30 protein-coding genes are annotated in these 26789 nt (G+C 72.5%); 10 read left to right on the top strand and 20 right to left on the bottom strand.

Annotation, left to right across the window (positions count from 1 at the left end; genetic code table 11):
* Genes GUI43_RS17530 through hisC form a run of 3 tightly spaced genes read left to right on the top strand, consistent with a single transcriptional unit; the run spans window position 1 to window position 2800 of the window.
* Window positions 1-708, top strand: a complete 708-nt coding sequence (locus tag GUI43_RS17530; protein ID WP_112699289.1) for an RDD family protein — start codon at window positions 1-3, stop codon at window positions 706-708.
* On the top strand, window positions 705-1700 hold the full coding sequence (locus GUI43_RS17525) for an RDD family protein (protein WP_112699288.1): 996 nt from the start codon (window positions 705-707) through the stop codon (window positions 1698-1700). Before GUI43_RS17530 ends, GUI43_RS17525 begins: the two co-directional genes overlap by 4 nt.
* Complete coding sequence (gene hisC, locus GUI43_RS17520) at window positions 1697-2800, top strand: histidinol-phosphate transaminase (RefSeq protein ID WP_112699287.1); 1104 nt, start codon at window positions 1697-1699, stop codon at window positions 2798-2800. Before GUI43_RS17525 ends, hisC begins: the two co-directional genes overlap by 4 nt.
* Before the next feature lie 63 nt (window positions 2801-2863).
* On the opposite strand, the gene GUI43_RS17515 is transcribed toward hisC, so the two are convergent.
* The 9 genes from GUI43_RS17515 to GUI43_RS17475 all read right to left on the bottom strand — a co-directional run bounded on the left by GUI43_RS17515 (window position 2864) and on the right by GUI43_RS17475 (window position 10129).
* Entirely contained in the window at window positions 2864-3892 is a 1029-nt protein-coding gene (locus GUI43_RS17515; protein ID WP_249037776.1) for a hypothetical protein, read from the bottom strand.
* A gap of 58 nt (window positions 3893-3950) precedes the next feature.
* Window positions 3951-4493: a hypothetical protein gene (locus GUI43_RS17510; protein WP_112699285.1), complete on the bottom strand. Its 543-nt coding sequence runs from the start codon at window positions 4491-4493 to the stop codon at window positions 3951-3953.
* A gap of 58 nt (window positions 4494-4551) precedes the next feature.
* Window positions 4552-5088 (bottom strand): hypothetical protein, encoded by a 537-nt coding sequence (locus GUI43_RS17505; RefSeq protein ID WP_112699284.1) that lies wholly within the window; start codon window positions 5086-5088, stop codon window positions 4552-4554.
* Window positions 5089-5254: 166 nt separating this feature from the next.
* Window positions 5255-5614: an LPXTG cell wall anchor domain-containing protein gene (locus GUI43_RS17500; protein ID WP_112699283.1), complete on the bottom strand. Its 360-nt coding sequence runs from the start codon at window positions 5612-5614 to the stop codon at window positions 5255-5257.
* Between the two features lie 102 nt (window positions 5615-5716).
* Window positions 5717-6973, bottom strand: a complete 1257-nt coding sequence (locus GUI43_RS17495) for an outer membrane protein assembly factor BamB family protein (protein ID WP_112699282.1) — start codon at window positions 6971-6973, stop codon at window positions 5717-5719.
* Between the two features lie 81 nt (window positions 6974-7054).
* Window positions 7055-7537: an SRPBCC family protein gene (locus tag GUI43_RS17490; RefSeq protein ID WP_091403139.1), complete on the bottom strand. Its 483-nt coding sequence runs from the start codon at window positions 7535-7537 to the stop codon at window positions 7055-7057.
* A gap of 144 nt (window positions 7538-7681) precedes the next feature.
* Window positions 7682-7891 carry a DUF397 domain-containing protein gene (locus GUI43_RS17485; protein WP_112588140.1) on the bottom strand — a complete coding sequence of 70 codons (210 nt, stop codon included), beginning with the start codon at window positions 7889-7891 and terminating at the stop codon, window positions 7682-7684.
* 175 nt (window positions 7892-8066) lie between these two features.
* Complete coding sequence (fahA, locus tag GUI43_RS17480; RefSeq protein WP_112588142.1) at window positions 8067-9263, bottom strand: fumarylacetoacetase; 1197 nt, start codon at window positions 9261-9263, stop codon at window positions 8067-8069.
* The gene (locus GUI43_RS17475) at window positions 9260-10129 is read right to left on the bottom strand and encodes a hypothetical protein (RefSeq protein ID WP_112588144.1); all 870 of its coding nucleotides are present in this window, start codon (window positions 10127-10129) and stop codon (window positions 9260-9262) included. Before GUI43_RS17475 ends, fahA begins: the two co-directional genes overlap by 4 nt.
* A 94-nt stretch (window positions 10130-10223) precedes the next feature.
* Between GUI43_RS17475 and GUI43_RS17470 the strand changes: the two genes are divergently transcribed.
* The gene (locus tag GUI43_RS17470; RefSeq protein WP_112699281.1) at window positions 10224-11390 is read left to right on the top strand and encodes a homogentisate 1,2-dioxygenase; all 1167 of its coding nucleotides are present in this window, start codon (window positions 10224-10226) and stop codon (window positions 11388-11390) included.
* On the opposite strand, the gene GUI43_RS17465 is transcribed toward GUI43_RS17470, so the two are convergent.
* Genes GUI43_RS17465 through GUI43_RS17450 form a run of 4 tightly spaced genes read right to left on the bottom strand, consistent with a single transcriptional unit; the run spans window position 11387 to window position 14162 of the window.
* Complete coding sequence (locus GUI43_RS17465; protein ID WP_112588148.1) at window positions 11387-12415, bottom strand: tetratricopeptide repeat protein; 1029 nt, start codon at window positions 12413-12415, stop codon at window positions 11387-11389. The two genes, GUI43_RS17470 and GUI43_RS17465, sit on opposite strands and share 4 nt — an antisense overlap.
* Window positions 12416-12425: 10 nt before the next feature.
* A complete protein-coding gene (ispF, locus tag GUI43_RS17460; RefSeq protein WP_112588173.1) occupies window positions 12426-12911 on the bottom strand; it encodes a 2-C-methyl-D-erythritol 2,4-cyclodiphosphate synthase in 486 nt (161 codons plus the stop codon).
* A gap of 13 nt (window positions 12912-12924) precedes the next feature.
* A complete protein-coding gene (gene ispD, locus GUI43_RS17455) occupies window positions 12925-13620 on the bottom strand; it encodes a 2-C-methyl-D-erythritol 4-phosphate cytidylyltransferase (RefSeq protein ID WP_091403154.1) in 696 nt (231 codons plus the stop codon).
* 56 nt (window positions 13621-13676) lie between these two features.
* Window positions 13677-14162: a CarD family transcriptional regulator gene (locus GUI43_RS17450; protein WP_007073334.1), complete on the bottom strand. Its 486-nt coding sequence runs from the start codon at window positions 14160-14162 to the stop codon at window positions 13677-13679.
* Window positions 14163-14490: 328 nt separating this feature from the next.
* Here GUI43_RS17450 and GUI43_RS17445 point away from each other — a divergent pair, with 328 nt between their 5' ends.
* Window positions 14491-15183 carry a hypothetical protein gene (locus tag GUI43_RS17445; RefSeq protein WP_112699280.1) on the top strand — a complete coding sequence of 231 codons (693 nt, stop codon included), beginning with the start codon at window positions 14491-14493 and terminating at the stop codon, window positions 15181-15183.
* A gap of 10 nt (window positions 15184-15193) precedes the next feature.
* On the opposite strand, the gene GUI43_RS17440 is transcribed toward GUI43_RS17445, so the two are convergent.
* From GUI43_RS17440 to GUI43_RS17425, 4 genes are all read right to left on the bottom strand, one after another.
* The gene (locus GUI43_RS17440; RefSeq protein WP_112699279.1) at window positions 15194-15844 is read right to left on the bottom strand and encodes a hypothetical protein; all 651 of its coding nucleotides are present in this window, start codon (window positions 15842-15844) and stop codon (window positions 15194-15196) included.
* Window positions 15845-15868: 24 nt separating this feature from the next.
* Window positions 15869-16927, bottom strand: coding sequence for a type III polyketide synthase (locus tag GUI43_RS17435; RefSeq protein WP_373861210.1), 1059 nt, complete (start codon window positions 16925-16927; stop codon window positions 15869-15871).
* Window positions 16928-17012: 85 nt separating this feature from the next.
* Window positions 17013-18179 carry an acyl-CoA dehydrogenase family protein gene (locus GUI43_RS17430; protein ID WP_112601545.1) on the bottom strand — a complete coding sequence of 389 codons (1167 nt, stop codon included), beginning with the start codon at window positions 18177-18179 and terminating at the stop codon, window positions 17013-17015.
* A gap of 40 nt (window positions 18180-18219) precedes the next feature.
* Entirely contained in the window at window positions 18220-18993 is a 774-nt protein-coding gene (locus GUI43_RS17425; RefSeq protein WP_112699278.1) for a class I SAM-dependent methyltransferase, read from the bottom strand.
* A 46-nt stretch (window positions 18994-19039) separates the two neighbouring features.
* Between GUI43_RS17425 and GUI43_RS17420 the strand changes: the two genes are divergently transcribed.
* The 4 genes from GUI43_RS17420 to disA all read left to right on the top strand — a co-directional run bounded on the left by GUI43_RS17420 (window position 19040) and on the right by disA (window position 23658).
* Window positions 19040-19879 (top strand): UbiA family prenyltransferase, encoded by an 840-nt coding sequence (locus GUI43_RS17420; RefSeq protein WP_225855232.1) that lies wholly within the window; start codon window positions 19040-19042, stop codon window positions 19877-19879.
* A gap of 140 nt (window positions 19880-20019) precedes the next feature.
* Complete coding sequence (locus GUI43_RS17415; RefSeq protein WP_112588159.1) at window positions 20020-20799, top strand: hypothetical protein; 780 nt, start codon at window positions 20020-20022, stop codon at window positions 20797-20799.
* A gap of 85 nt (window positions 20800-20884) precedes the next feature.
* Window positions 20885-22342, top strand: coding sequence for a DNA repair protein RadA (radA, locus tag GUI43_RS17410; RefSeq protein WP_091403173.1), 1458 nt, complete (start codon window positions 20885-20887; stop codon window positions 22340-22342).
* A 131-nt stretch (window positions 22343-22473) separates the two neighbouring features.
* Window positions 22474-23658 (top strand): DNA integrity scanning diadenylate cyclase DisA, encoded by a 1185-nt coding sequence (gene disA / locus GUI43_RS17405; protein ID WP_030327921.1) that lies wholly within the window; start codon window positions 22474-22476, stop codon window positions 23656-23658.
* Window positions 23659-23664: 6 nt separating this feature from the next.
* On the opposite strand, the gene GUI43_RS17400 is transcribed toward disA, so the two are convergent.
* The 3 genes from GUI43_RS17400 to GUI43_RS17390 form a co-directional block, all read right to left on the bottom strand.
* Window positions 23665-24381 carry a hypothetical protein gene (locus tag GUI43_RS17400; protein WP_112699310.1) on the bottom strand — a complete coding sequence of 239 codons (717 nt, stop codon included), beginning with the start codon at window positions 24379-24381 and terminating at the stop codon, window positions 23665-23667.
* A 106-nt stretch (window positions 24382-24487) separates the two neighbouring features.
* Window positions 24488-25060: a peptide deformylase gene (locus tag GUI43_RS17395; protein ID WP_112699277.1), complete on the bottom strand. Its 573-nt coding sequence runs from the start codon at window positions 25058-25060 to the stop codon at window positions 24488-24490.
* Complete coding sequence (locus GUI43_RS17390; RefSeq protein WP_112588162.1) at window positions 25057-25569, bottom strand: glycine cleavage system transcriptional repressor; 513 nt, start codon at window positions 25567-25569, stop codon at window positions 25057-25059. The genes GUI43_RS17395 and GUI43_RS17390 overlap by 4 nt, the downstream gene beginning before the upstream one ends.
* Window positions 25570-25665: 96 nt before the next feature.
* Here GUI43_RS17390 and GUI43_RS17385 point away from each other — a divergent pair, with 96 nt between their 5' ends.
* Window positions 25666-26577: an iron-sulfur binding domain-containing protein gene (locus GUI43_RS17385; protein ID WP_112601574.1), complete on the top strand. Its 912-nt coding sequence runs from the start codon at window positions 25666-25668 to the stop codon at window positions 26575-26577.
* The last annotated feature ends 212 nt before the right edge of the window (window positions 26578-26789 follow it).

Here is a 26789-nt window from a genome sequence, read left to right as displayed (position 1 = left end):
GTGACGCAACCTCCGTCGTACCCGACGCCGCCGGCCGGTGGGCCCCGACCCACCGCCGGCGGCTTCGCGCCGCAGCCCGGCCCACACCCCCACGGGTACGCCACGCCGCCGCAGTACGCCCCACCCGGGTACGGTCCGCCGCAATGGCATGCTGGCCCACCCGGCCCGCTGCCCCCGCCGCTGAGCCCGAGTGGTCAGCCGCTGGCCAGCTTCACCGACCGGCTGCTGGCCTGGCTGATCGACACGGCACTGGCGAGCGCGGTGTCGCTTGCGTTGTTCAGTCCGTTCTTCCTCATCCTCTGGTGGCGAATGTTCACCGAGATGACGCAGACCAATCCCGACGGGACTTTCGTGGAACCCGAGCCGGGCACCTTCTTCGTCGGCTTCTTCCTGCCGATCCTGCTGCTCCAGCTTGGGCTCCTCGTCCTGATGCTCGGGTTCTACTGGCTTTACCACGTGGAGTACCTCAAGCGCGGCGGTCAGACGCTCGGCAAGAAGGTGATGAAGCTGCGCGTTGTACCGATCGACCCGGCCCACACCCTGGACCGGCGGATGGCTGGCCGGCGATGGCTCGTGCAGTACCTGGCGGCTTCACTGGTCCCCGGGATCAGCTACCTCGACGGGTTCTGGCAGCTCTGGGACAAGCCGTGGCAGCAGTGCCTCCATGACAAGTTCGCCGCGACGGTCGTCGTTAAGGTGTCTTCGTGAGCGTTCAACCTGGCTGGTATGTCGACCCCGCCGATACCGAGACCCGGCGTTACTGGGACGGCGAGGGCTGGCTCGGTGCGCCCATTCCCGTCGACGCGACCCCGCCGGACGGCCCGCCGCCGCCCGAGCCGCCGCCCGCTCCGGTCACCCCGGCCGCGCCCGCGGCGTCGACGACTCCTGAGTCGGCGACCGGAGCGCCGGGCTGGTCACCGCAGCAGCAGGGCCCACCCCCGGGGTACGGCCCGCAACCGGGCCACGGCCCGGGCTGGGTACCGCAGGCGGGCCCTCCCGGCTGGGGTCCGCAGGGCGGTCCGCCTGGCTGGACCCCACCGGGTGCCCCTCCCGGCTGGGCGCCTCCGGCCGGTCATCCCGGCTGGCCCGGACGACCGCCCGAGCCGCGACCGCACGGCCTCAGGCTGGCCGGCTACGGCCGTAGGTTGGTCGCCCGGCTGATCGACTTCGGCCTCGTCTTCGCACTGAACGTGGTTGTCAACGGCTGGTTCGTCTGGCGCTGGGCGCAGGAGTGGGCCCCGTACTGGCAGGAGGTCTTCCGGCGCGCGTCGCGCGGCGACACGTCCGCCGACGGCCTGCCGATCCCCAGTGAGCAGGCCAATTCTCTGCTGGTGGCGATCCTGCTGATCGCCACCGCGCTCTGGCTGGCGTACGAGGTGCCGACAATGGCCTCCGGCGGGCAGACCGTCGGCAAGCGGGTGATGCGGATCCGGGCGGTGCCGATGGCCGCCGACCAGCCGCTGGGCGTCCGCCGGGCGCTGAGCCGGTGGAGCACTCTGGGCCTGCCGACTCTGCTCTGGTACTGCGCCGGGCTCGGCCTGGTGCTGCAACTGGTCGACGCTCTCTCCCCCCTCTTCGACCACCCCCTGCGCCAGGCGCTGCACGACAAGCGCGCGCAGACGGTGGTCGTCGAAGTCCCCCCACACACCGATACCGCCCCCTCGAACGACCGTAACCAGCCCCCGGGAGACACCCCATGACCGACTCCGGACGTCACCAGCCGGCGCTGCGGCTGACCCGCGTCGACCTGGACGCGCTGCCCAGCTACGTGCCGGGGCGCAGCCCCGCCGACCTGGCCCGGGAGTTGGGCCTGCCGGAGGCCATCAAGCTGGCCAGCAACGAGGTGCCGTACGGGCCGCTGCCCGGCGTGGTGGAGGCGGTCACCGAGGCGATCACCACCTCGCACCGCTACCCGGACATGGGTGTGGTCGCGCTGCGGGACGCGCTTGCCCAGCGGTACGGGGTGGACGCCGATCGGATCGCCACCGGCTGCGGTTCGGTGGCGCTGGCCGAGCACCTGGTGCGTGCCACCTGCCTGCCCGGCGACGAGGTGCTCTACTCGTGGCGGTCCTTCGAGGCGTACCCGATCATCGTGGCGACCAGCGGCGCGACCAGCGTGCGGGTGCCCAACGACGCCGGGCACGGGCACGACCTGGCGGCGATGGCCGCGGCGGTGACCGACCGGACCCGGGTGATTTTCGTCTGCAACCCGAACAACCCCACGGGTACGGCGCTGCGCCGGGCCGAGCTGGACCGGTTCCTCGACGCGGTGCCGGACGACGTGCTGGTGGTCATCGACGAGGCGTACCGGGAGTTCGTCACCGACGCGGAGGTGCCGGACGGTCTCGACTACCTGGAACGGCCGAACGTCGCGGTGTTGCGCACGCTGTCGAAGGCGTGGGGGCTCGCCGGGCTGCGAATGGGCTGGCTGGTTGCCCAGCCGGTGGTGGCGGCCGCCATCCGCAAGGTGGCGACCCCGTTCTCCAGCAGCACGGCAGCCCAGGCCGGGGCGCTCGCCGCGCTGACCCAGGTGGCGGAGATGGAGCGTCGCTGCGCCCTGGTCGTCGCCGAGCGGGACCGGGTCACCGAGGCGCTGCGCAAGTTCGTGCCGGACGTGCCGACGAGCCAGGCCAACTTCGTCTGGCTGCCGTTGGGCGAGCGGGCCGTGGCGTTCGGCAAGGCGTGCGAGGCGCGCGGGGTGATCGTGCGGCCGTTCGCCGGAGACGGGGTCCGGGTCACCATCGGCACCCCGGCCGAGAACGACGCGTTCCTGGCCGCTGCGGAGGCCGCGCTGGTCTGACCCGGCGAGCATTCGGTCGGTCCGGTTCCCCTCTACTGCTCCAGGGGACCGGACCGACCGACGTCAGGCGGCTGGTACCGGCTCCTGAGTCCGCAGCCGTCGGCGGTACACGTAGACCATCAGAAACGTCAGCACCAGGCCCGAGGCGACCAGTCCGCCGGTGAGCAACTGGCGAGACCGGTCCTCGCTGCTCGCCGCAGTGGGCACCGGGCCGAAGGTCACGGCACCGGTGGCGGTGCGCCTGGTCCAGCCGCTGGCCAGCGCGAGTGTTGCTGCCCAGGGGCCGTCCGGGAGCCGACGGTCGAGCAGCACCCGGACCGTGGCCCGACCGTCCAGCGGCAGCGTTCCCGCCTCGGCTTTCACCGGACCGGCGGCGAGGCCACCAGGCCCGTCGCTGAGCCGAAGCTCACCGGCCAGGTCGAGCGCACGGCGACCGGTGTTGCGCACCTCGGTGATGACGAACGGCGTCCCCTCGGCATCCCGACCACCGGTGAGTGGGCCGACGTCGAAGCCCGACGGGGGCTCACCACCGGGGCCCACCGACAGGTAGACCCGGATGCCGACCCGGCCGACACTCCGGACATTCGACCCGTCCGTCCCGGGCACCTCGGCCCAGACGACCGCGTACCGCTCGCCGGCCTCCGCGGCGGACGGCACCTTGATGGTCACCAGCCCCTCGACCTCCTCGTCGGGTGCGAGCGCCTCCTCGTCCGGCGACACGGTGATCCAGCTGCTCAGCTCGTTCTCGGTCCGCTCCGGGGCGAACTCGAATCCGTTGTCGGAGACGCTGGCGGCGGCGGCGTAGAGAGTCACCTTCCGGTGGAGCTCCGACGAGTTCCGCACCGCGACCCGGCGCTTGATCGTCGTTGCGGGCTTGACGTGGTCGACGATGTACTTGTACGCCCGGGTGTCGTCACGCCGGTTCGCCGGCGCGTCGAGCAGCCGAATCCCCACCCCGGCCGGCAGGGCATCGGGGCTCGGCGTGACCGACGGCTGCCGCGATCCCGCCGCCGGCATGTCGGCCTCGGGCACTGTGGGCTCGGCGAGTGCCGGCGGCCGGTACGCGGCGGCCGGCACCGTTCCTGCGGCCATCGCCGGCGCCCCGGCCGCGACCAGGACGGTCGCGGCCAGGGCGAGGGCGCAGGCCCGATCATGCCACCGAATGGGTGATCACCCCCGAGTAGGTGCCGCCCACGGCGGTCGCCGGGATGGTGATCCGGATGTCCGGTGCCCAGCTCGCCGAGTTGACGCCGGCACCCGACGTCTTCGAGAAGGCAGTTCGGGGGATGTTCAGGACCACCGCGTCGGCCTGAGTGGGTTGTCCGGGAACGAACGTGCCGGTGCCGCTGGTGGCAGTGGCCGCACCGGACCAGTACTCCACGTTGTTGGGCGGGATGGTCTCCTCGGGGGTACCGCCGCCCGTGGTGAACGAGCTACTGGTGACGGTGGCCGTCCACGTGGCAGAGAGCGCCGCCCGTTGGTCGGAGACCGTCACGGTGCCGAGCTCACCGGTGATGCTGTTGCCAGCAAACGCGGAACCGAGGTTGATGGCGGCAGGAACGGTGATGTTCAGGTCGGCGGTGGCGATGGTGAAGGTGACGATGGTGTCACCCGACGGGGCCGCCGCGGCCGGCGAGGCCAGTGCTACCACGGCGGCCGCACCGGCGGTCAGGGCAAGAAGTGGCTTCCTCATGCCGCTGACAGTAGGCAGCAGACCATACCAAAGTCCTATGAATGGGACGAATCACCCGTCAGGCTACAGAGTGGGTGATTACGCCCCGGTAGGTCCCTCCGATGACACCGGTCGGGATGGCGACGCGAATCGTCGGCACCCAGACGACCGTGTTGTTGCCATTGCCGCTGGTCTTCCGGAACGCTTCTCGGGTCGCACTCAGAGACACCGCCTGGGCGGCGGTGAGCTGACCCGGCACCAGGATGCCGCCGCCGGTACTGCGGACCGCCGGACCGGACGAGTAGAAGACCTGGCCATTGGCGATCGTTCGCTGCGCGCCGCCCGCACCGGTGATGAACACCGTGGCGGAGACGGTCGCGATCCAGACGTTCGGGTTGACCGGCCCGCGGGAGTCGCGCACCTCGACGGGACCGAGCTGCCCGGTCAGGGAATTCCCCACGATGCCCGAGCCGAGGTTGACCGACGCCGGCACGGAGATGTCCACCCCGACGGTCCGGGCGAGCGTGACCGTCCTCGCGCCAGTCGGCGCCGCCTCGGCCGGCACCGGGAAGAGCAGGATGATGATCGAGCCCAACAGGGCTGCCAGGAGTCGCACAATGGGACTATAGATAACTTATGTCCGTTTTGTCGAACACCGACCGGCCTGACACCCGGTTCCCGCTGACGATCATCGGATGAGGAGGTGAAGACCTCGTCCGCGAGGGGGGACGCCTCGGCCGGTCGTTTACTTCGCGGGTCAGCTCGGCCGCGCCGACGAGCTGTCAGCTCGGCCGACGCCTGCGGGCGGCTAACCACCCGACGACGATCAGGGCTGCACCCACCATGGCGAGCAGCAACGCCGACCCACCCGACCCGGTGACCGGCAACTCACCGTGACTGGGTGTGGGCTGGGGCGGTGCCGTCGGCGTGGACGTGGGCGGCGGCTGAGTCGGCGGCGGGGTCGGCGACGCCGGCAGGATCTCGAAGGTGACGCCGGTGCCCGCCGACGGCTCGGCCCAGACGACGCCGAACCCCCGTGCCGAGGCGGGGTCGGCGGCCAGCACCGGCGACACCGCCAACGCCAGGCTCGCGGTGGCGACGAGCGTGCCACCCGCGAGGTAGTTGGCTGCTGTCCTGGCCATGCGCCGACCCCTTCCACCGGAAAACCTGAACCATGAAAAAAGTACCCTTTTACGACAAAGGGAATGGAACGGTTCGGTGTTCCGTGGTCGAAGACGCCACGATCAGGTGGCGGCCAGGATCACCGCCTCGCCGGTGTAGTAGTAGCGCCGGTCGTCGCCAGTCGGGTCGACCGGCTTGCGGAGCCGCTCGACCGCGACGAACCCGTCCTCGGCCGTCACCGCCCCGGGTGCCCAGCCGGTCCCGTCCGAGCCGACATTGAGCACGAAGCGGGACAACTGCCTACCGGTCGCCGGATCCAGCGTCACCAGATCGTTCGCCTCGGTCAGCAGGTGCACCCGGCCAGGCTGCCCGGCCAGCACCCGGGCCCCGCTCAGGCCCGGGGACCGCCACAGCTCGGTGCCCGTACGCGCCGATCGGCCCACGACGACCCCGTCGAGCACGGCGACGGACTGCTCACCGACCAGCGCGACGCTGGCCGGGTCCAGCGCGGGGGCGGCGACCGGCGAACCGGCAGCCAACAACCAACCCCGACCGCCCTCGTCACCCGGCCCGGCGGTCCGCAACCCCAGACAGTCCGACCCGCCGGTACGACAGCCGAGCGGCGTCACCACAAACCTGTCCGGGCCGCCCGGCGGTCGCCAACGCTCACGCACCTCGCCCGTCGCCGCGTCCCGGAACTCGACAGTGGCCGCTCCGGCGCAGGTATCCAGGCCGATCAGCTGCCCGGTGGCGGTGGTGCCGACATCGCTACGACACCTGCCGGGCAGCTCGACCCGCCACAGCTCCCGGCCGCCGCTCAGCTCGACCCCGCGCGCCTGGGCATCCCCCGTCACCACCAGCACGATCCGCCCGTCGGGAAGGTCGGTGAGCTGCAGCCCGGGCGCATCCCAGACGGCCGCCGCCCAGGTACGACGCACCGGTGCCGTGCTCTCGACGGGCTCCGGGCCGTCGGCTCGCCAGAGCACCCCGCCGGTCCGGGCGTCGAGTGCGACGAGTTCCCCGTCGGACCAGCGGCTGACCACCGTGCTGCCGCTGGCCACCACCCCGGTCAGCTCCGCCGGCCACCGCCGGTACGACCAGTACGGGCTGGTCCGGTACCGCCCGTCGACCGGCCGGTCGGCGTAGACCTGGCGGTGTGCGGCGTACACCCTCAGTCTCCCGTCGACGATCAACGGGGCGACCGGCAACCGACCGATCACTCCGGCAGCCGGTCGGGCCGGGGCCGGATAGTCGGCCCGCGCCACAGTGCTCACCTCTGCCGGTGCGAGGACCCGGTGGACGATGACCACTACGGCCGCCGTCGCGAGCAGCGCCGCGACCGCGATCGCGAGCCGTCGCCGGCCTCTCGGGAACCTCATGCCGCACCTCCGCCCGGCACCCTACCCAGCGGAGGGGGCCGGACCCCGTTCAGGTCACGGCGAAGGCTGAGCGACTGGCGCTCAGGCGGCTTCGACGGAGCCGGTGGCACCGGCCGCGACCGCGAGGTCGGCGAGATCACGCCAGAGCGCCGCCTCGACCGCCCGCGCGGCCAGCCCACCGAGCAGCAGCGCCACCACCCGACCGTACGGAGCGGTCGGCACCGCCTCGTGGGTGACGGTGATCGCGGTGCAACCCCGACGGCGGCGGCGGACCGGCCGCAAGCTCCAGGTGATGCGGTAGTCGGCGCCGGTGCCGGAGGAACAGAGCACCAGTCGCTGCGGTGCGAGCGCCTCGACCACCAGGAACTCCTCGGTCAGCGTGCCGCCGCCCGGCTGGACCCGCTCCTCGCGCCAGGAGGTGCCCGGGCCGAACGAACCCGGAGTGAGCACCTCGATCGGGCCGGCTGCGGTCAACCGGGCCGCGCGGCCGGGCAGGTCGGTCAGCAGACGCCAGACGTCGACAGCGTGCGCCTCGATGATCCCGGTAATCGCCACCGTCGACATGCCACCCTCCCGTGTCCCCGACGGTACGCGGAGTGAGGGCCGGACGGGGCCCCCGGAGCGGAATTTTCACCGTCCGGGGGCCACGCTGTCCGATTCGGCGGTCGCTTCGGCTCCGGTCGTCGTCGACCGGTGCCGAAGCGCCGGTCAGCGCTCGAAGTGGCCGGCCCGAATCGCGCCGATGAACGCTGTCCACCCCGGCGGGCTGACCGCGAGTGTGGGACCGGCCTGGTCCTTGGAGTCGCGGACCCCGACCAGACCATGGACATCGACCAGGTTGTCCGCCACTTCCACGCAGAGCCCCTGGTCGTTTGAGCGGCTGCTGGTACGCCAGACCGCGCCCGCAAGATCGTGCATCGTCGTTACCTCCGTGTGCGTCGGGATGCCCCACCGCTGACGGCCGGGCAGAGCCCGACTCGGATTGCGCGGTGTAGCAACGGAATCCGGACGATCAACGGATCAACCAGGGCCGGTGATCGCACAGCCGGTGCGATCACGGGTCCCATGCACGAGACGGATGGCGGGTGCCCGCTCAGCGGGCCGGACGAACCGTGCCGGATACCTCACCGAGGGCGATGGTGGTGCCGTCCGGGCCGGGGGCGGTGGCCGTGATGGTCACCGTGTCGCCGTCGTCGAGGAAGGTACGGCTCTCGCCGCCCACCTTGACCGGCTCGGCCCCGCCCCAGGTCAGTTCCAGGAAGGAGCCGACCTGTCCTCGGTCCGGGCCGGAGACGGTGCCGGAGGCGTACAGGTCACCGGTGCGCAGCGAAGCGCCGTTGACGGTGAGGTGCGCCAACTGCTGGGCGGGGGTCCAGTACATGGTGGCGAACGGGGGCTCGCTGACCTGGTCGCCGTTCCACTCGACCGCCAGGCGCAGGTCCAGGCCCAGGTGCGGCACGTCCCGCAGGTAGTCCACCACCGGCGGGTCCTGGTCGGGGGCTGGCACGAAGGCGTCGGCGAGGGCGTCCAGCGGCGTCACCCAGGCCGAGACCGAGGTGGCGAACGACTTGCCCAGGAAGGGGCCGAGCGGCTGGTACTCCCAGGCCTGGATGTCCCGGGCCGACCAGTCGTTGACCAGCACCACCCCGAAGACGTGCTCGGCGAAGTCGTCCACGGAAACCCGATCGCCCAACGCGCTGGGTACGCCCACCACGAAGCCCACCTCGGCCTCGATGTCGAGGCGTACCGATGGGCCGGTGACCGGGCCCTCGGCGGAGGCCCGCTGCCCGGTCGGCCGGGTCACCGGCGTGCCGGAGACGACCACCGTGCCGGCCCGCCCGTGGTAGCCGATCGGCAGGTGCTTCCAGTTGGGCAGCAGCGGCGGCTGGCCGGGGCGGAAGATCTGCCCGACGTTCGACGCGTGGTGAACGGATGAGTAGAAGTCGACGTAGTCGGCCACCTCGATGGGGAGCAGCAGCTCCACGTCGTCGAGGGGCACCAGCAGTGGCTCCACCGCGTCCCGGTGCGCCGGGTCGGTCAGCAGCTCGGTGAGCCGCTGCCGTACCGCCGTCCACTGCGGACGACCCAGGGCCATGAAGTCGTTGAGCACGGGCCGGCACAGCGTGCCGGCAGCCAGCACCAGCTCGGCGGCCTCGGCCGCCGCGAGGTCGAAGACCCAGGACCCGATCCGTACGCCGATCCGCGCAGGACCCCCGTTCTGCCGGAACACCCCGTACGGCAGGTTCGTCACCCCGTACGGCGAACCGTCGGCGCCGGTCACCCAGGTCATGCGTCGTAGCCCCCGTTCACCAGCCCAAGCCGGATCAGATCGGTCAGTGGTTCCAGGATGCTGCACGAGCCGAAGCCCACCCACAGAGGGCGAGGCCCGTCCAGCCGTGCCGTCGTGCGCTCCACCAGGGGGCGCGGGTCGACAACGGTCAGCAGCTCGGCGACCGAGCGCACACCGTCACCGTCGGCGGCGGCCAGGGTCGCGGCCAACACGTTGGCGTAGCCGTGGTGGGTGAACCCGGTCTCCGGGTCCAGGTGTCGGATCGCCTGGTGCAGCCCGGCGGTCAGCTTGAACGGCAGGCCCCGGTCCCGGCAGGCGCAGATCACCGCGGCCAGCTCGGTCGGGGTGGGGAAGAGTTCGGCGGCCAGGCCGCCGGTGCGGAACTTGGCCGCGATCGGCGCCCCGTCGGCCCGCGCCGCGACGAGCGCGTCCAGTGCGCCCATCAGCCCGAAGGTCAGCGGCAGCTCTGCGTAGACGGCTTCCACGCCCGGCAGCTCGTCGGTCAGCCGCAGCAACTCGGCGATGCCGGGCAGCGGGTCCTCGCCGCGCTTGGCGACCGCCACCTCGACCTGACGCGCGGTGACGCCGTCCGGGGCGAGAAACGACAGCGCGAACGGCAGGTTCGCGATCCCGGTGTCACCGATCACGCCGACCACCAGGCCCTCGCCCGGGTCGACGAGACCGCTCAGCTCACCGGCGGCCACGTCCGACGCAGGGATCAGCAGGGGGCCGACCAGGTCGGCGTACCAGGCGGCGCGGTGTTGACGGTGGGCAGCCAGGGCGTCGTGCAGCGCGGCGCTGCCCGGTGGGAAGACGGCGGCGTCGTCCACCAGGCCGTGGAGGAGTGCTGGCACCTGCGTTGACACGGAACAAGAATGTACGGGACGCTACGAGGAACGGACAACAGCGTCCGATTATCGGACGCCTTCGGCCGGTGAACGGGAAATATCGGGAGGCGAGATGCCGTATTACCGCAGCGTCGGCGAGGTGCCGCGCAAGCGCCACACCCAGTTCCGGCAGCCCGACGGCAGCCTCTACGCCGAGGAGCTGATGGGCCAGGAGGGCTTCTCCTCCGACTCGTCCCTGCTCTACCACCGGCACGCGCCCACCGCGATCCTGGCCGCCGACGAGTTCACCCCGTCCGCGTTCACCCGGGCGCCGAACCTGCCGCTCAAGCCCCGCCACCTGCGCACCCACAAACTGGACACCGGCGGCTCCGACCCCATCCTCGGCCGGCAGTACCTGCTCGCCAACGACGACGTACGGATCGGGTACGTCCTCGCCGACCGACCCTCACCGCTGTTCCGCGACGCCACCGGCGACCACTGCCTCTACGTCGAGTCGGGCACCCTGCGGGTCGAGTCCCCGTTCGGGGTGCTGGACGCGGTCGCCGGTGACTACGTCGTCATCCCCACCTCGACCATCCATAGGCTGGTGCCCACCGGCGACCAGCCCGTCCGTCTGCTCGCCGTGGAGGCGTCCGGGCACATCGGCCCGCCCAAGCGCTACCTCTCCGTACGCGGCCAGTTCCTGGAGCACTCGCCGTACTGCGAGCGGGACGTCCGCGGCCCCGACGCCCCGCTGCTCGTCGACGGCGAGGAGGTCGAGGTGCTGGTCCGGCACCGTCGCGGTTGGACCCGCTACGTCTACGCGAACCACCCGTTCGACGTGGTCGGCTGGGACGGGCACCTCTACCCGTGGGCGTTCTCCATCCACGACTTCGAGCCGATCACCGGCCGCATCCACCAGCCCCCACCTGTGCACCAGACCTTCCAGGGGCCCAACTTCGTCATCTGCTCGTTCGTGCCGCGCAAGGTCGACTACCACCCGCAGTCGATCCCGGTGCCGTACAACCACCACAACGTCGACTCCGACGAGATGCTGTTCTACACCGGGGGCAACTACGAGGCGCGGCGCGGCTCCGGCATCGAACAGGGCTCGATCTCCCTGCATCCGTCCGGTTTCACCCACGGCCCCCAGCCGGGTGCCGCCGAGCGTTCCATCGGCGCGGACTACTTCGACGAGCTGGCCGTCATGGTCGACACCTTCCGCCCGCTGGATCTCTGCGACGCCGCCAGCGCCTGCGAAGACGAGGGGTACGCCTGGACGTGGGCGCGTTCTGTCTAGCGGATGGCGGTTCTGGTGAATACGGCGAACTCGGCTACCGCCGTGGTGGCGATGGCCAGCACCAGGGGCCACGGGGAGCCGACCATGGCGTACACCAGCAGCAGCAGCGGCGCGGCGGCCACGGCGTAGATGGCCAGGGCCATCGCCCGGTCCGAGTGCAGCAGGGCGGGCAGGACGGTCCGGGTCAGCCCGGGCAGCCGAGCCGCGAGCTGCCAGACGATGATCCCGCCGGTCAGGGCGGCGAGCACCGCCAGGACGCGGGAGAACCCGTCGCTCGCCGACGCCGCGAACGCGACCAGCACCGCCGCCACCAGCGACCAGCCCGCGCCGTAGAGCACCAGGCGGTGCAGCCCGTACGCGAGGGTTCGTGGCGAGTCGATCCGGCTCGGGCTGACCGTCACCGCCTCGGCGACGTGCTCCAACGCCTCCGACCAGCGGCGCTGCTCCAGCCGCATGACGCCCACGTCGTGGCCGGCCTCGCCGATCCGCGGGTCGAGCCGCAGCGCCTCCCGGTAGGCCCGCTCGGCCAGGTCGAACAGGTCCAGGCGGGCGGCGACCAGGCTGAGCACCAGGTGCGCCTGCGGCTCCTGCGGGGCCAACTCGACACCGCGCCAGGCCGCGTTCAGCGCCGGCTGACCGTTGCGGGCGCCGGCCAGGATCGCCGCGGCGCTCCGCTGGGCGTACGCGTCGGCCGGGCCGAGGGTGAGGATCCGATCGGCGGTGGCCGCCGACTCGCTGTAGCGCTCCAGGTCGGCCAGGGCCATGCCCCTGGCGACCAGTGGCGGCAGGGCCTCCGGTGCGGCGGCCACGGCCGTGTCGGCGGCCGTGAGCGCCTCGGCCGGGCGACCGGCGGCCAGGTGCACCCGGGCCAGCATGGTGAGCGCGTCGACGTCATCCGGCTGGAGGGCCAACCCGTACGCCAGCTCCCCGGCCGCCTCGTCGTAGCGGCCGAGTTCGGCGAGGAGTTGGGCCCGCTGGACGTAGCCGTCGGCGGCGAACTGGTCGGGGGCGGGGTCGCTGGACATCGCGGCGAGCCTAGGCGGCCGGCGCGTCGTACACCAGGGCCACCGCGACCCCGGCCAACCCTTCCTCGCGGCCGGCGAAGCCGAGCCCGTCCGTGGTCGCCGCCGAGACGGTGACCGGAGCGCCGACCGCAGCGGAGAGGACCTCCTGCGCCTCCGCGCGGCGCCGGCCGATCTTGGGGCGATTGCCGATGACCTGCACGGACACGTTGCCGATCTCCAGGCCGGCGACGCGCACCCGACGGGCCGTCTCGGTCAGCAGAGCCACCCCGGACGCGCCGGCCCACTCCGGCTGGCCCACCCCGAAGGCGGAACCGAGATCACCGAGACCGGCGGCGGAGAGCAGCGCGTTGCAGGCGGCGTGCGCGGCCACGTCGGCGTCCGAGTGCCCGGCGAGGCCGTCCTGATCGGGCCAGAGCAGCCCGGCCACCCAGCAGGGCCGGCCCGGCTCGAACGCGTGCACGTCGGTGCCGATGGCCACCCGGGGAACGATCATGATCAGAGGGTACGCGTCAACCGGCAGCGGCAAGCAGATGCTCGGCCAGAGCCAGGTCGAACGGTCGGGTGATTTTCACTGCGTACTCCGAGCCGGGCACGCAGCTCACCGCGACGCCCTGCTTCTCGACCAGCCCGGCGTCGTCGGTGAGGGAGTCACCGGCGGCGGCGTGGGCGGCGCTGAGCACGGCCCGACGGAAACCCTGCGGGGTCTGCACCGCGCGCAGGGCGGAACGGTCGACGGTGCCGAGCACGACCTCGTCGGCACCGACTTCCTTGATCGTGTCGACGACCGGTAGGACCGGGATCACCGCGTCACGCCCGCCACGCACCGCCGCCGCGACAGATTCGACCAGATCAGGTGGGGTGAGCGCCCGGGCGGCATCGTGCACCAGGACGATCGTCGGGCCGGCGGGGACAGCGGCCAGCGCGGCGGCCACCGACGCCTGCCGTTCGGCACCGCCGGGCACCACGATCACCGGGGCGACCGGGGCCAACAGCTCGCGGACGGCCTGCACCTCGGCGGCCGGCGCGGCCACCACGATGGTGTGCACCGACGGAGCGGCGGCCAGTCGACGCACGGCGTGCACCAACAGCGGTTCACCGGCGAGCAGGCGCAGCGCCTTGGGTCGGCCGGGGCCGAGCCGTACGCCGGCACCCGCCGCAGGCACGAGGACCGCGACGTCACCGCGCGGATTGAGCTGCGCGGTCACGTCGCGGTCCTCGGTGGTTTCTTCACTACGAAGTGGGTACGACGATGCTGTGCGGACTAGGCCTCGGTGAGGACCTTGTCGAGCAGCGTCTCCGCCTCGTCCTTGGTGCTCTTCTCGGCCAGCGCGACCTCGCCGACGAGAATGTCGCGGGCCTTGGCGAGCATCCGCTTCTCGCCCGCAGAGAGGCCCCGCTCCCGCTCCCGGCGCCACAGGTCACGCACGACCTCGGCGACCTTCAGCGGGTTGCCGGAAGCCAGCTTTTCCAGATTGGCCTTGTAACGCCGCGACCAGTTGGTCGGCTCCTCGGTGTGCGGAGCCCGCAGAACGTCGAAGACCTTCCCGAGGCCCTCTTCGCCGACCACCTCGCGGACGCCCACGATCTCGGCGTTCTCGGCCGGCACCCGGACCGTCAGGTCACCCTGCGCGACCCTCAGGACGAGGTATTGCTTAGGCTCGCCCTTGATGACCCGAGTCTCGATTGCCTCGATGAGTGCGGCCCCGTGGTGGGGGTAAACAACGGTCTCGCCGACACTGAAAACCATAGGTTCGAAACCCCTTTCGCTGTGTCTAGGGTAACACGCTCAGGCACCGATGTCTCACCGATGTCCTGACCGTTGGCGCAGCTCAGGGGCCCTGTGAGAGGTCTTGCTTCAGCTTGACAGGCGGTCAAACCGATGGTTCGAACACACTCCGTAACGCGGAAATGACTGCCCGGTACGGGTGAACAGAACGTCGAGATCAAGGGCTATGCGCTCCTCCCATGGTAGCCCGGCCAGCAGGACTGCGCCCAGATGTAGCGGGAGGAGCCCCTGGTGCGCGACCCTGGAGACCGAGCCGCACTCCGCTCTCGAGACGCTTCCAGGAGGTCCGATGGGCAAGCCGGACGCAGAGGGTCACGGGCCAGCCGACGGCCTGCCCGGCCTACCGCCCGAATGGGGCCGCGTGGTGGTTCCCGACGACGCCTCCGCGCTGGCCGCCGAGGCCGCTCAGGTTCGCCGTGAGCTGCGCCGGGCCAGTGGCCTCCCGGGCGGTCACCGGGCCCTGGGCCTGCCGCTGGTGGTCCTGCTGGTGGCGGTCCTCACCACGCTGGCCGGCCTGCTGGCGGTCACCTGGCCCCGCGCCAACCGCGGCGCCGACCGGCCGACTCCGGCCCCCTACTCGCCACCCGCGACCCTCGTCGGTCGGGCGCTGCCCGCACTGGACCTGGTCGACGCGGACGACGCACCCGTGCCACTGCGCGGCCTGCTGCCCGCCATGATCATTCTGTTGGACGGCTGCCCCTGCCCGGACCGGGTCACCGACGCCCTGGCGGCCGCGCCCGCCGGCGTCTCCGTGGTCACCGTGACCGGAGGGCGGACGGCCCCAGCCGGGCCCACCATCGAACGGCAGGCTCGCGCCCTGGCCGACCCCGCCGGAGGCCTGCGTTCGTTCCTGGGCCAGCCGGCCCGCTCCGGCGCCGCGACAGCCCTGCTGGTCGACCGGGCCGGCACTGTGACCCGGGTGCTGCCCGACCTGGGCACTGTCGATTCCTACCGGAGCGACCTGAGCGCCCTGGCCGCCTGAGCGGCCCCTGTCAGCGAGGGGGCAGGGCGACGAGCTGCGCCTGGATGTCGATGGGCTTATCGACGGCCGTCAGTGACACCCGGAACGGCCCGGCGCCGGGCAGCACCTCGGCATTGGCGACCGTGCCGTCGCAGTCGATGCGCGCCGGACCGTTGATCTTGGCCTCGTCGCTCGTCACCGCCAGCGTGCCCGGCCGGGTGCACCGGTACTGGAGCAGGTAGCGGGAGCCGTCGTTGCTGGCCTGCCGGGTCACATCCTGGCCAGGAGCGAGCTCCCGCTCCTCCCGCCAGATCGTCATTTGAAACGAGGGCAGCTCACCCGCGGGAAAGAGCACCGCGGGATCGCCCTCGATGTCGGTGATCGAGCCCGTCGCCGGGTCGAGCACCACGTGCGAGCCGTTGCGCACCCGGAGGACCTCGCCGGTGTTCGGGTCCAACCTCACCGTCACCCGCTCATCGGGCTCCTCGGCCGCGAGGAGACGTTCCATCGGGGTGCTGACGCTCGGCCCGACCGACGGCGCCGCCGCCGCCGAAGGGACAGCCGTCCCTGCCGTCGACGCGGGCGCGGCGGCACGCCACCACCAGGCACCGACGACCAGGACGGCCACCGCCGCGCCAAACAGGACCACCGAGCGCAGCCGGTCGTCCGAGGTCACATCCACCCCGTGAGCGTACCGGCCGGAGGCTCAGTCCTGTCGATCGAGCAGGGCGGCGTACAGGGTGAGGCCGGGGCCGAAGGCCAGCATGACGATGCGCCGAGCCGCCGGTGTCGCCCGACCCAGCCGGTCCAGGATCAGCAGCACGGTCGGCGACGAGCAGTTGCCGTGCTCGTCAAGCGTCGCCCGGGACGCCGCCAGCCCCAGCGGAGGCAGCGCCAGCTCCCGCTCCACCACGTTGAGGATCCGCGGCCCGCCCGGGTGCACCGCCCAACCGTCCACCTCGGAGCTGGTGATGCCGTGCCGGGCCAACAGATCGTCGACCAGCCCGCGGACGTGCCTCGACAGCACCTGCGGCACCTTCGGCGACAACCCCATCCGGAACCCGGCGTCGGTGACGTCCCAGGTCATGTGGTCGGCGGTCGACGTGTCGGTGACGGCGGTGACCTCGCGCACCGCGTACCCCGAGCCGCCCGGCATGACCACGGCGGCGACCGCGGCGTCCGAGAAGAGCGCGTGGGAGACGATCTGCTGCGTGTCCACCCGGGCGCTGGACGGCTGGATGTGCAGGCTGGTCAGCTCCGCGCAGAGCAGCAGCGCCGGTCGCCCCCGGGCGGTGACGAAGTCACTCGCCGCGCCGAGCCCCGGCAACGCCGCGTAACAGCCCATGTGGCCGATGAACATCCGCTGGGTGTCCGCGGCCATGCCCAGGTCCCGGGCGAGCAGGATGTCCAGCCCCGGGGTGGCGTACCCGGTGCAGGAGCAGACGATGAACAGCCCGATGTCGCCGGCGCTCAGCCCGGCCGCTGTCAACGCCCGACCCACCGCCTCCTTGCCCAGCGGCAGCGCCTCCACCTGGTAGCGGCGCATCCGGCGCTCGGTCGGCCAGTCCGAGACGTCCTCCAGCAGCGGATTGACCGCGGCCTGCCGCCGGGTCACCCCCGAGTTGGCGAAGATCCGCTGGGCCAACGACCGGGTGGTGCCGGTGAAGTGCCGGGAGAAGAAGCCCTCCCACAACTCGTCCTGCGAAGCGGACGGCGGCTGCGCTGTCCCGAGCCCCGCGATCACTGGTACGAACACGATCCCCACCTCTCGTCAGATGCTGTCCTCCCCCTGGCCGTCCCACCAGCCACCTCGGCTGGTCGTTCTTCCGTGCGAGCCCGGTGCGGCGGGCTCACCAACGCGGTGCCGATCCGTCACGATCCGGGTCGCCGCCCAGTGCGGCGATGCCGAGCCAGTCGGCGCAGACATCCGACGTGGCCGGGTGCAGCGAGCCGCAGCGGGCGTCGCGGTAGAGCCGCTCCAGCGGATGTCCACGGCGGGTCGCCGAGGTGCCCGCCGCCTCCAGCACCGACGCCGCCACCTCGGCGGCCGTGGTCCCGGCGAGCAGCTTCGCCCGCCACACCCAACGGTTGGTCTCCTCGTCACCGGGCGCCTCGTCCACCCGGCGGGCCGCCTCGGCCACCACCAACTGTGCGGCGGCCGTCGCCGCGTCCGCCCGACCCAGCCGGGCCCGCACCGCCGGCAGACCGGCCAGGTTGCGGGCGTTGAGGTGCTCGGCCGCCGCGTCGATCGCCGCACGGGCGACCCCCACGTAGACGGCGGCGTAGCTGGCTACCAACCAGTGCGGCATCAACTGGGCCACCACCAGCGCAAGCCCCTCCACCCCACCGAGCAGCCGGTCGGCGGGCACCGTGACGTCCAGGTGCAGGTCGTGGGAGGAGGTGGCGCGCATGCCGAGCGAGTCCCAGGTCGGCTCCACTGTCAGCCCGTCGCCGGCCGGCACCAGGAACTGTGAGACCACCGACTGGTCGGCCGCGCTGCGCGCCGCCACCAGGTAGCCGTCCGCGTGCCCGGCGCCGGAGCAGAAGGTTTTGCTGCCCTTGAGATGCCAACCCCCGTCGGTCGGCTCGTACGCCGTGGTCAGCTGGGACAGCCGCGCGCCCGCGCCACGCTCGCTCATCGCGACCGCGTACCAGGAGCCCTGCGCCGCCGCGCTGAGCAGCCGGTCGCGGGCGGCCAGCGCCTCGTCGGGCACGCCCAGCGCCTCGGCCAACTCCTCCGTCACCGCGCCCAGCGCGCCGGTCACCGAGGCGTGCATGTTGAACACCAGGGCGGTCGCACCGTTGCCCCGGGCAAGCTCAGTGGCCACCGCGGCGTACTCGGCGAAGCTGGCACCCAGACCGCCGAGCGCCCGGGGCACCATCAGCCCGAACAGGCCGGCCTCGCGCAGGTCGGCGAAGTCGTCCACGGGGAAGGAACCGTCCCGGTCGTGCTCGGCCGCCCGCGCGGCGAACCGCGGCGCCAACCGGCGTGCTGCCTCAAGCGCGTGCACCGTCATCTCGTTCCTCCTCGGCGTTCCATACCCCGCCACGGCCTGACTATCCTTTGCGGACCCCCCGGCCCTGGTAGAGCACGGCGGTGGAGCGGGTCGGCACGATGCGCGGCGCCCGGCCGGCGGGCACCGCACCGGCCGTTCGGCTCGCGCGAGCGCGGCGCAGCAGCCAGGCGAGCATGCCGCCGACCTGCGGACGGATGCCCCGCAGGCTCAGCTCGACACCGTGTCGGGCGCACTCGGCCACCAGCGCCCGGGCGTCCACGAACAACAGTGGGTCGTGGATGCCACGCGGCACCGTCGGCAGCCGCTCGGCGATCCGGACCGCGACGAGCCGGGCCAGCGCCGTGTCGTTGAGGGTGTCCAGCACCAGCACGCCCCCGGGGCGCAGCAGCCGGCACGCCTCGGCCACCGCGCGCGGCCAGGCCGGCACGTGCTCCAGCAGCTCACCCGCCGAGACCACGTCGGCGCAGCCGTCGGGCAGCGGCACCGCTGTGGCATCACCCTGGACCACCCGCACCCCGTGCTCGGCCGCCTGGACGAGCGCCGAGCGGGTCAGATCCACCCCCACGTGGCGGTAGCCCTTGCCGGCCAGGTGCGGCGCGAGCAGGCCGGCGCCGCAACCCAGGTCGACAAGCAACGCGTCCGGACGGGTGGCCGGCGGCACCAGCGCGGCACGGGCCTCAGCCAGCCAGTGCAGCATCGCGAACGCGCCGTCCGGCCGCCACCACTCACCGGCCAGATCGTCGTACTGACGCGGATCGTTTCGCGGCAGCACCCTCGGACCGGTGGACGCCCCGGCCGCAGCCACGTCTCGCATGGAACCGAGCGTGGCACGACTGCTCGGTAACGACCAGACTTCCCTTATGTCGTCGAGGGTGTTAGGGCTGGTCAGAGCAAGCCATCCGGAACCGGCCGCGGCGGTGACCACGGTGGCCGGTCTGCTGGCCTGGGGAGTGGGCCACCGGCCGGCCGGAATCGTCTCGGTGGTGCTCGCCGTGCTGGCCAGCCAGCTCGCCGTCGGCTGGACCAACGACGCGCTGGACGCCGAGCGGGACGCCACTGTGGGGCGTACCGACAAGCCGGTCGCCAGTGGCGCGGTCGGTCGACGCGTCACGGCCTGGGCCGCCGCGGCGGCCGCGGTGGCCTGCCCGCTGCTGGCGCTGACCACGAACCCGGTGGCGGCGTTCTGGCTGACGCTCGCCCTGGTCTCCGCCCTGCTCTACGACTGGCCGCTCAAGGCCACCGCGTTCTCGGTGCTGCCCTACGCCGTGTCGTTCGGCGCGCTGCCCGCCTTCGTGGTGCTGGCGCTGCCCGGTCAGCCGACCCCGCCGGTCTGGCTGGTGGCGGCGGCAGCCTGCCTGGGTGCCGGTGCGCACTTCGCCAACGTGCTGCCCGACCTGGCCGACGACGCCCGCACCGGCGTGCGCGGCCTGCCCCACCGGCTGGGTGCCGCCGGCAGCCGGGTGGCCGCGGCGGGTCTCCTCCTCGCGGCGACCGCGACGCTGGTCCTCGGACCACCGGGGCCGCCGTCGGCGATCGGCTGGGCGGCGGTCGGCACGGCCGCCGTGGTGCCGCCGCTGAGCTGGTACGCCGGGCGCTCGGCGACCCGGGCCGGCCGGCGGCCGGTGGCGGCCTTCCGGGCGGTGATGCTGGTGGCCCTCATCGACGTGGTTCTGCTGGTGGCGAGCGGTCGGGTGGTGTGAACGCCACCCGGGCAGGTGGCATTGCCGGGTCCGCGTGCGGGCCTCGATCAGTCCCAACTACCCTGGAGCGCGGTCTGCGCGGGTATGGCCACCGTGCCCGGCGTACGGCCCGGGTGGGGATTGTGACGAGGAGGACCGACGTGACGCGCTCGATCAGGGGATCCCGGCGGGCGGCCCTGTTGCTGTCCGGGATTGCGGCGGCCAGTCTGCTGACGTCCGGCTGCGGCACCGGTCAGATCGCCGAGACCGCCACCAAGGAGGCGTCGGTCCAGGGCGTCAGCCTCACCACCAACAACGGATCCTTCTCCGTGCGTGGCCTGCTCGTGGACTACCCGGGCACCGAGGGCTACAAGGCCGGCCAGGACGCTGGGCTCAGCGCCGTGATCTACAACGACTCGAAGGAGACGGTGACGGTCACCGTCACCACGGAGAGCGCCCGCGAGATCGTGATCAGCGGCGGCTCGGCGAGCCCGTCGCCGTCCGCCTCGGAATCCGCCTCAATGAGCCCGTCGCCGTCCGGTTCGGCCAGCCCGTCGAACTCGACGTCCGGTTCGCCGAGCCCGTCGGTGACGCCCTCCGAGACCGGATCGTCCTCGGCCACCCCGTCCGCCCCGGAGTCGGCGCGGGCGTCCGGTTCGGCCAGCCCCTCCGCCCCCGGCCAGCCGGCTCGGATCGAGCTGGCGCCGTTGAGCTACGTCCAGTTCAACTCCGAGGCCACCACGCAGCTCCGACTGATCGGCCTGACCGAGGCGCTGCGCTCCGGCCAGAACGTCGTCGTGACCTTCGACTTCGGCAACGGCAACACCGTCACCGGGCAGGCGCCGATCGCCGTGCCGCTCACCCCGGCGGCCCCTCCGTCGCCGATCATCGAGCGCGAGGGTGGCTACGAGGGCAACGAGGGCGGCACGACCCACGAGTGACCCGACCCGCACATCGACAAACGCCCCGGCGTGGTGACCACCACGCCGGGGTGTTTTCGTCGTACGCGAGGGCTAGCGTCCTGATGTGACCACCTCCCGATCGACCCCTCCGCGTGGCGGCACGGCCGGTGCCGCCCGTGGTCGGTCCGCCGCCCGCGATCCGCGTCCGGCCTACCAGTGCGACGCCTGCGGGCACCAGCCGCCCAAGTGGGTGGGGCGCTGCCCGGAATGCGGCGAGTGGGGGGCGGTGGTCGAGCACACGGTGACCGGCCCGACCGTCTCCGGTCGGGTGGTCAGCTCCCGGATGCCGTCCGAGCCGGCCCGACCGATCGCCACCATCAGCGCCGCTCCGGCCCGCGCCGTGCCCACCGGGGTGAGCGAGCTCGACCGGGTGCTCGGCGGCGGCCTGGTCCCCGGTGCCGTGGTGTTGCTCGCCGGCGAGCCCGGCGTGGGCAAGTCGACCCTCCTGCTGGATGTGGCGCAGCATTGGGCGATCGGCGCCGGCAGCCCCTCGCTGGTGGTCAGCGGCGAAGAATCGGTCAGTCAGGTGCGCCTGCGCGCCGAGCGGATGGGCACGCTGCACGAGCAGCTCTACCTCGCCGCGGAGAGCGACCTCGCCTCGGTGCTCGGTCACCTCGACGCGGTCAAGCCGGGCCTGTTGGTGCTCGACTCGGTGCAGACCATCTCGACCACCGGCACCGAGGGGGTGCCCGGTGGGGTGACCCAGGTCCGCGCGGTCACCGCCGCGCTGGTCTCGGTCGCCAAGGAGCGGGGCATCGCCACAGTGCTGGTCGGGCACGTCACGAAGGACGGCCAGGTGGCCGGGCCTCGGGTGCTGGAGCACCTGGTCGATGTGGTGCTGCACTTCGAGGGCGACAAGCACTCGTCGCTGCGCCTGGTGCGCGGCGTGAAGAACAGGTTCGGCGCGGCCGACGAGGTCGGCTGCTTCGAGATGCACGAGGGCGGCATCAGCAGCCTGGCCGACCCGTCCGGGCTGTTCCTGACCCGCTACGCGGAACCGGTCCCGGGCACCTGCGTGACGGTGGCCATGGAGGGGCGGCGGGCCCTGGTCACCGAGGTGCAGGCGCTGATCGGCGCGACAGTGGCGGGTTCTCCCCGACGCACCGTTTCCGGCCTCGATTCGGCGCGACTGGCGATGGTGCTCGCGGTGCTGCAACGGCGCACCGAGCGGCTGACCCTGCACGACCGGGAGGTCTTCGCTGCCACCGTGGGCGGGATCCGGGTGGTGGAGCCGGCCGCCGACCTGGCGGTGGCTCTGGCGGTCGCCTCCGGCGGGCTCAACCTGGCGATCGCGCCGCACCTGGTGGCGATCGGTGAGGTGGGGCTGACCGGCGAGGTGCGCCGGGTCGGGGCGGTGCCGCGCCGGCTGGCCGAGGCCGCCCGACTGGGGTTCAAGGTAGCCCTGGTGCCGCCCGGTTGCGGCCCGGCCAGCACCGGCGCGGGCCCCGAGCAGATGCGGGTGACCGAGGTCACCGACGTCCGTTCGGCGCTGCACCATGCTGCCCGCGCGTCCGCCGAGTGACCCACCGTGCCGACGAGGGCGGCCAAACCGGACAGCACGTCCCAAGCGGGAAACGTTGGAAAGGGCGGCATCGTGACACATCACAGTAACCACGACAGCACCCACCGCACGGCAGTCCGTAGACTGTGCCCGTGCCGATCGACCGCGATACCACCAAGCCAGCCGGCGCGCCGCCCCAGGCCCGCACCGGCGCCGTGGGCTCGCCCGCCCGCCCGATCAGCGTGAGCGTGACTGCGGGAGCCGCCGGGAGCGCCGGAGATCCGCTACGCGCCAATCTCGCCCTGATGGCCCCGGGCACCGCCCTGCGCGACGGTCTGGAGCGCATCCTGCGGGGTCGCACGGGCGCGCTCATCGTGCTCGGCTACGACAAGGTGGTCGAGGGCCTCTGCACCGGCGGCTTCCCACTGGACGTGGAGTTCTCCGCGACCCGTGTGCGCGAGCTGTGCAAGATGGACGGCGCTGTCGTGCTCTCCAGCGACGGCACCAGGATCGTCCGGGCGGCAGTGCACCTGATGCCCGACCCGTCCATCCCGACCGAAGAGTCCGGCACCCGGCACCGCACCGCCGAGCGGGTGGCCCGCCAGACCGGCTATCCGGTCATTTCGGTTAGCCAGTCCATGCGGATCATCAGCCTCTACGTCAACGGCCAACGGCACGTGCTCGACGACTCGGCGGCCATCCTCTCCCGCGCCAACCAGGCGCTCGCCACCCTGGAGCGCTACAAGCTCCGGCTGGACGAGGTCTCCGGCACGCTCTCCGCCCTGGAGATCGAGGATCTGGTCACCGTGCGGGACGCGGTGGCAGTGGTGCAGCGACTGGAGATGGTTCGCCGGATCGCCGACGAGATCGCCGGTTACGTGGTGGAGCTGGGCACTGACGGTCGCCTGCTCGCCCTGCAACTCGACGAGCTGATGGCCGGCGTGGACGCCGACCGCACGCTGGTCATCCGGGACTACCTCCCCGTCGGCCGCAAGTCGCGCACCCTGGACGAGGCTCTTGTCGAGCTGGATCTGCTCGGTGCCACCGAGCTGATCGACCTGGTGTCGGTGGCCAAGGCGATCGGCTACCCGGCCGCGTCCGACGCGCTCGACGCCGCGGTCAGCCCGCGCGGCTTCCGACTGCTGGCCAAGGTGCCCCGGCTGCCGGTGGCGGTGGTCGATCGCCTGGTGCTGCACTTCGGCAGCCTCCAGCGTCTGCTCGGCGCGACAGTGGAGGACCTGCAAGCCGTCGAAGGGGTCGGTGACGCCCGGGCCCGCGGCGTTCGTGAAGGGCTGTCCCGGCTCGCCGAGGCATCCATCCTGGAACGCTACGTCTGACCCGGCTCAGCCGGTGACGGTGAGCTTCACCGGGTCGCTGAGCTTCGTGCCGACCCGAGCGAACACCTGGTACGCCCCGACCGGCGGGAACGGCCCGCCGGCCAACGCGCCGTCGCAGCGGCTGGTGTCCCGCCCGTTCCACGGCACCTGGTAGGAGCGCTCGATGTTCGGCGTGAAGGACACGACGTCCGAGCCCTGGACCTTGCCGCAGGTATCCGACGACCAGATTTTCTCGGCACCGGACTTGATGAAGATCTCCTGGACGTCCGCACCCACGTTGCGACTGCAGGTCCGATCCGACGTGTTCTTGATCTTCAGTTGCAGCTGGACCACCGCGCCCCGCTGCACCGAGGTCGGGCTCGCCGACGAGACCACGCTGATCTCCTCATCGGTGCAGGTGCCGTCGTCCTCCGAACCGGCCGCCGCGCCCAGCGGCGGTGTGTTGCTGGTGATCGCCGGACTCGGGCTCGTCGCACCCGAATCAGCGGACGCGGACGACGACGGACCGCCGGTCTGAGGTGTCAGCACCGGCCCGGCGGGACCAGACGTCGCCGCGGACGTCGCCGACGGCGAACCGCCCGCCTTCGGCTCCTTGTCGCCGGAACGACCCGAACCGGTGCAGGAGTAGAGCAGGACAATCAGGAACAGGAACCCCGCTCCGAGTACGACGGCGCGACGCCGCCAGTACACGGCGGGTGGCAGGGGGCCGACCGTCAGACGCATGATGCCCTCCACCGTAGCCGCGCCGTACCCGGCAGTGCGGCGCGACGCGCCGGAGCCGCTCCGGGGCGCTCACACCACCCTCCATTGAGGACGGTCCGGCACCCGATCACAGGTAGACCTTGCGCTGATAGACCGCGTGCGCGCCGGCCACCCGGTCCAGGAAGAGTAGCCCCGCGCAGTGGTCGATCTCGTGCTGCAACGCCCGAGCCTCGAAGCCGTCGGTCACCAGCCGCACCGGCTCGCCGCTGCCCGGCAGGTCACCCTCCACCACCAGCCGGCTGGCCCGCTTCACGTCCCCGGTCAGGTCCGGCACCGACATGCAGCCCTCCCGGCCCGGCTTCCACCGCGTCGCCTCGACCACGCGCGCGTTGCACAACACGAAGGTGCCGTGCACCGTCACCGCCTTCGGGTGCCCGGTCACGTCGACGGCGAACACCCGCGCACCCACCCCGACCTGCGGCGCGGCCAGCCCGACGCAGCCCGGCGACACCTTCATAGTGGCTATCAGGTCGGCCGCGAGTTGGACCGTCTCCTTCGCCGTGGGGTCGACCTCGTCCGCGGCCCGACTCAGCACCGGATGCGGGGCGGACACCACCGCCCGTACCTCGCCCGGCACGTCCAGCGACTCCGGTGTCCAGTCCCCCAGGCCGACCTCCGGCCCGCGCTCCCCGCCGCTCACAACAGATCCGGATCCGCTGGCCGGAGGGTGACCTCCACGCCCAGCTCGGCAGCCGTCCGGTGCAGCCGGTCGAGCACAGCGTCCGCCACACCGGCCGGCAACTCGACCTCCGCCAGGACCACGTAGAGCGCACCGGTCAACCGGGTACTCAGGTCGGTGACATTCCCCCCGGCATCCACCAGCACCCGCGTCATCGCCGCGACGATCCCCATCCGGTCCGAACCGTGCACCGCCATCACGTACGGCTCACCCACCGGAGGCACATCACCGTCCGGGGTGACGGCGCGTACCGTCGCCAGCAGCTGACCCTCGGCGGCCAGCGACGCCAGCGCGGCCTCGACCTCGGCGGCCGCCGGGCCGGTGCAGATGAGGGTCATCGCGAAATGCCCCCGCAGCCGCGTCATCGTGCTGTCGGTGAGGTTTGCGCCCAGTCGGGCCAGCACCTCCGCGACGTCGGCCACGATGCCCGGCCGGTCCCGACCGATGACGGTGATCGCGAGCTCGTTCATCCGCGCATTCTCCCCCGTCCGCCGAACGAGGACGTGGCACCCCGCCCGAGCCGCCCACCCAACGGGAACGCCGGTCGTGACATCATCGACGACGCCATGACTCAACCCGACTTCGCCTCCCTGGTCAGCCGGTGGTTCCAGCAGCACGCCCGTGACCTGCCATGGCGCGAGCCCGGCGTCACCCCGTGGGCCATCCTGGTCAGCGAGGTCATGCTCCAGCAGACACCCGTGATCCGGGTGGTGCCGGCCTGGCAGGCATGGCTGGCCCGCTGGCCGGAGCCGGCCGCGTTGGCGGCGGACACCCCAGCCGAGGCGATCCGGATGTGGGGACGCCTCGGCTACCCCCGTCGGGCGGTCCGGCTACGCGAATGCGCGGTCGCGATCGTCGACCGGCACGGCGGCCAGGTGCCGGACCGGCTGGAGCAGCTGCTCGCACTGCCCGGCGTCGGCACGTACACCGCCCGGGCGGTGGCCGCCTTCGCGTACGGGCAGCGGCACCCGGTCGTCGACACCAACGTACGCCGGGTCGTGTGCCGGGCGGTGGCCGGCGAACCGGACGCCGGGCCCGTCACCCGACCAGCGGACCTCGTCGCCACCGAAGAACTGCTTCCGACCGAACCGGCCGCAGCAGCACTGGCCAGCGCAGCGTTCATGGAACTCGGCGCGGTGATCTGCACAGCCCGGTCACCGCGCTGCACCGCCTGCCCCGTCGAGTCGGTCTGCGCCTGGCGGGCGTCCGGCCAGGAGGCGCCGGCCGGGCCGACCCGCCGACCCCAGCGGTACGCGGGCACCGACCGACAGGTCCGCGGTCTGTTGCTCGGAGTGCTCCGGGACAGCACCGGGCCGGTCCCGCACCAGCGCTTGGACCAGGTCTGGACCGACGACGTGCAACGCGCCCGCGCCCTCGCCGGGCTGGTGCAGGACGGGCTGGTCGAACCCGCCGGCACCGACTCCTTCCGCCTGGTCGGTGACGGCCCGTCCCTGCCAACCGTGGACCTCACCACCTGACCCGCCCACCCTTCGCGCCGGCCCCACAGGCCGGCATCCGCACGCCCGCACGCTGCTACGTCCGCACGCCCTCCGCACGCCCACACGCTGCTACGTCCGCGCGCCCACAGGCCGCCCTCCGCACGCCCGCGCCGCCCTCCACGGAGTCGGCCGCACCGACAGTCGAAGCGCTCGCGGGTGCCGCCGCTCCACTCGACCGCCCCCGCTGCTGA

The sequence above is a fragment of the Micromonospora noduli genome, assembly GCF_003264365.1.
GTDB classification, from domain to species: domain Bacteria; phylum Actinomycetota; class Actinomycetes; order Mycobacteriales; family Micromonosporaceae; genus Micromonospora; species Micromonospora noduli.
Note: the sequence above shows the minus strand (reverse complement) of the source record. Positions and strands in the feature narration are given on the sequence as shown.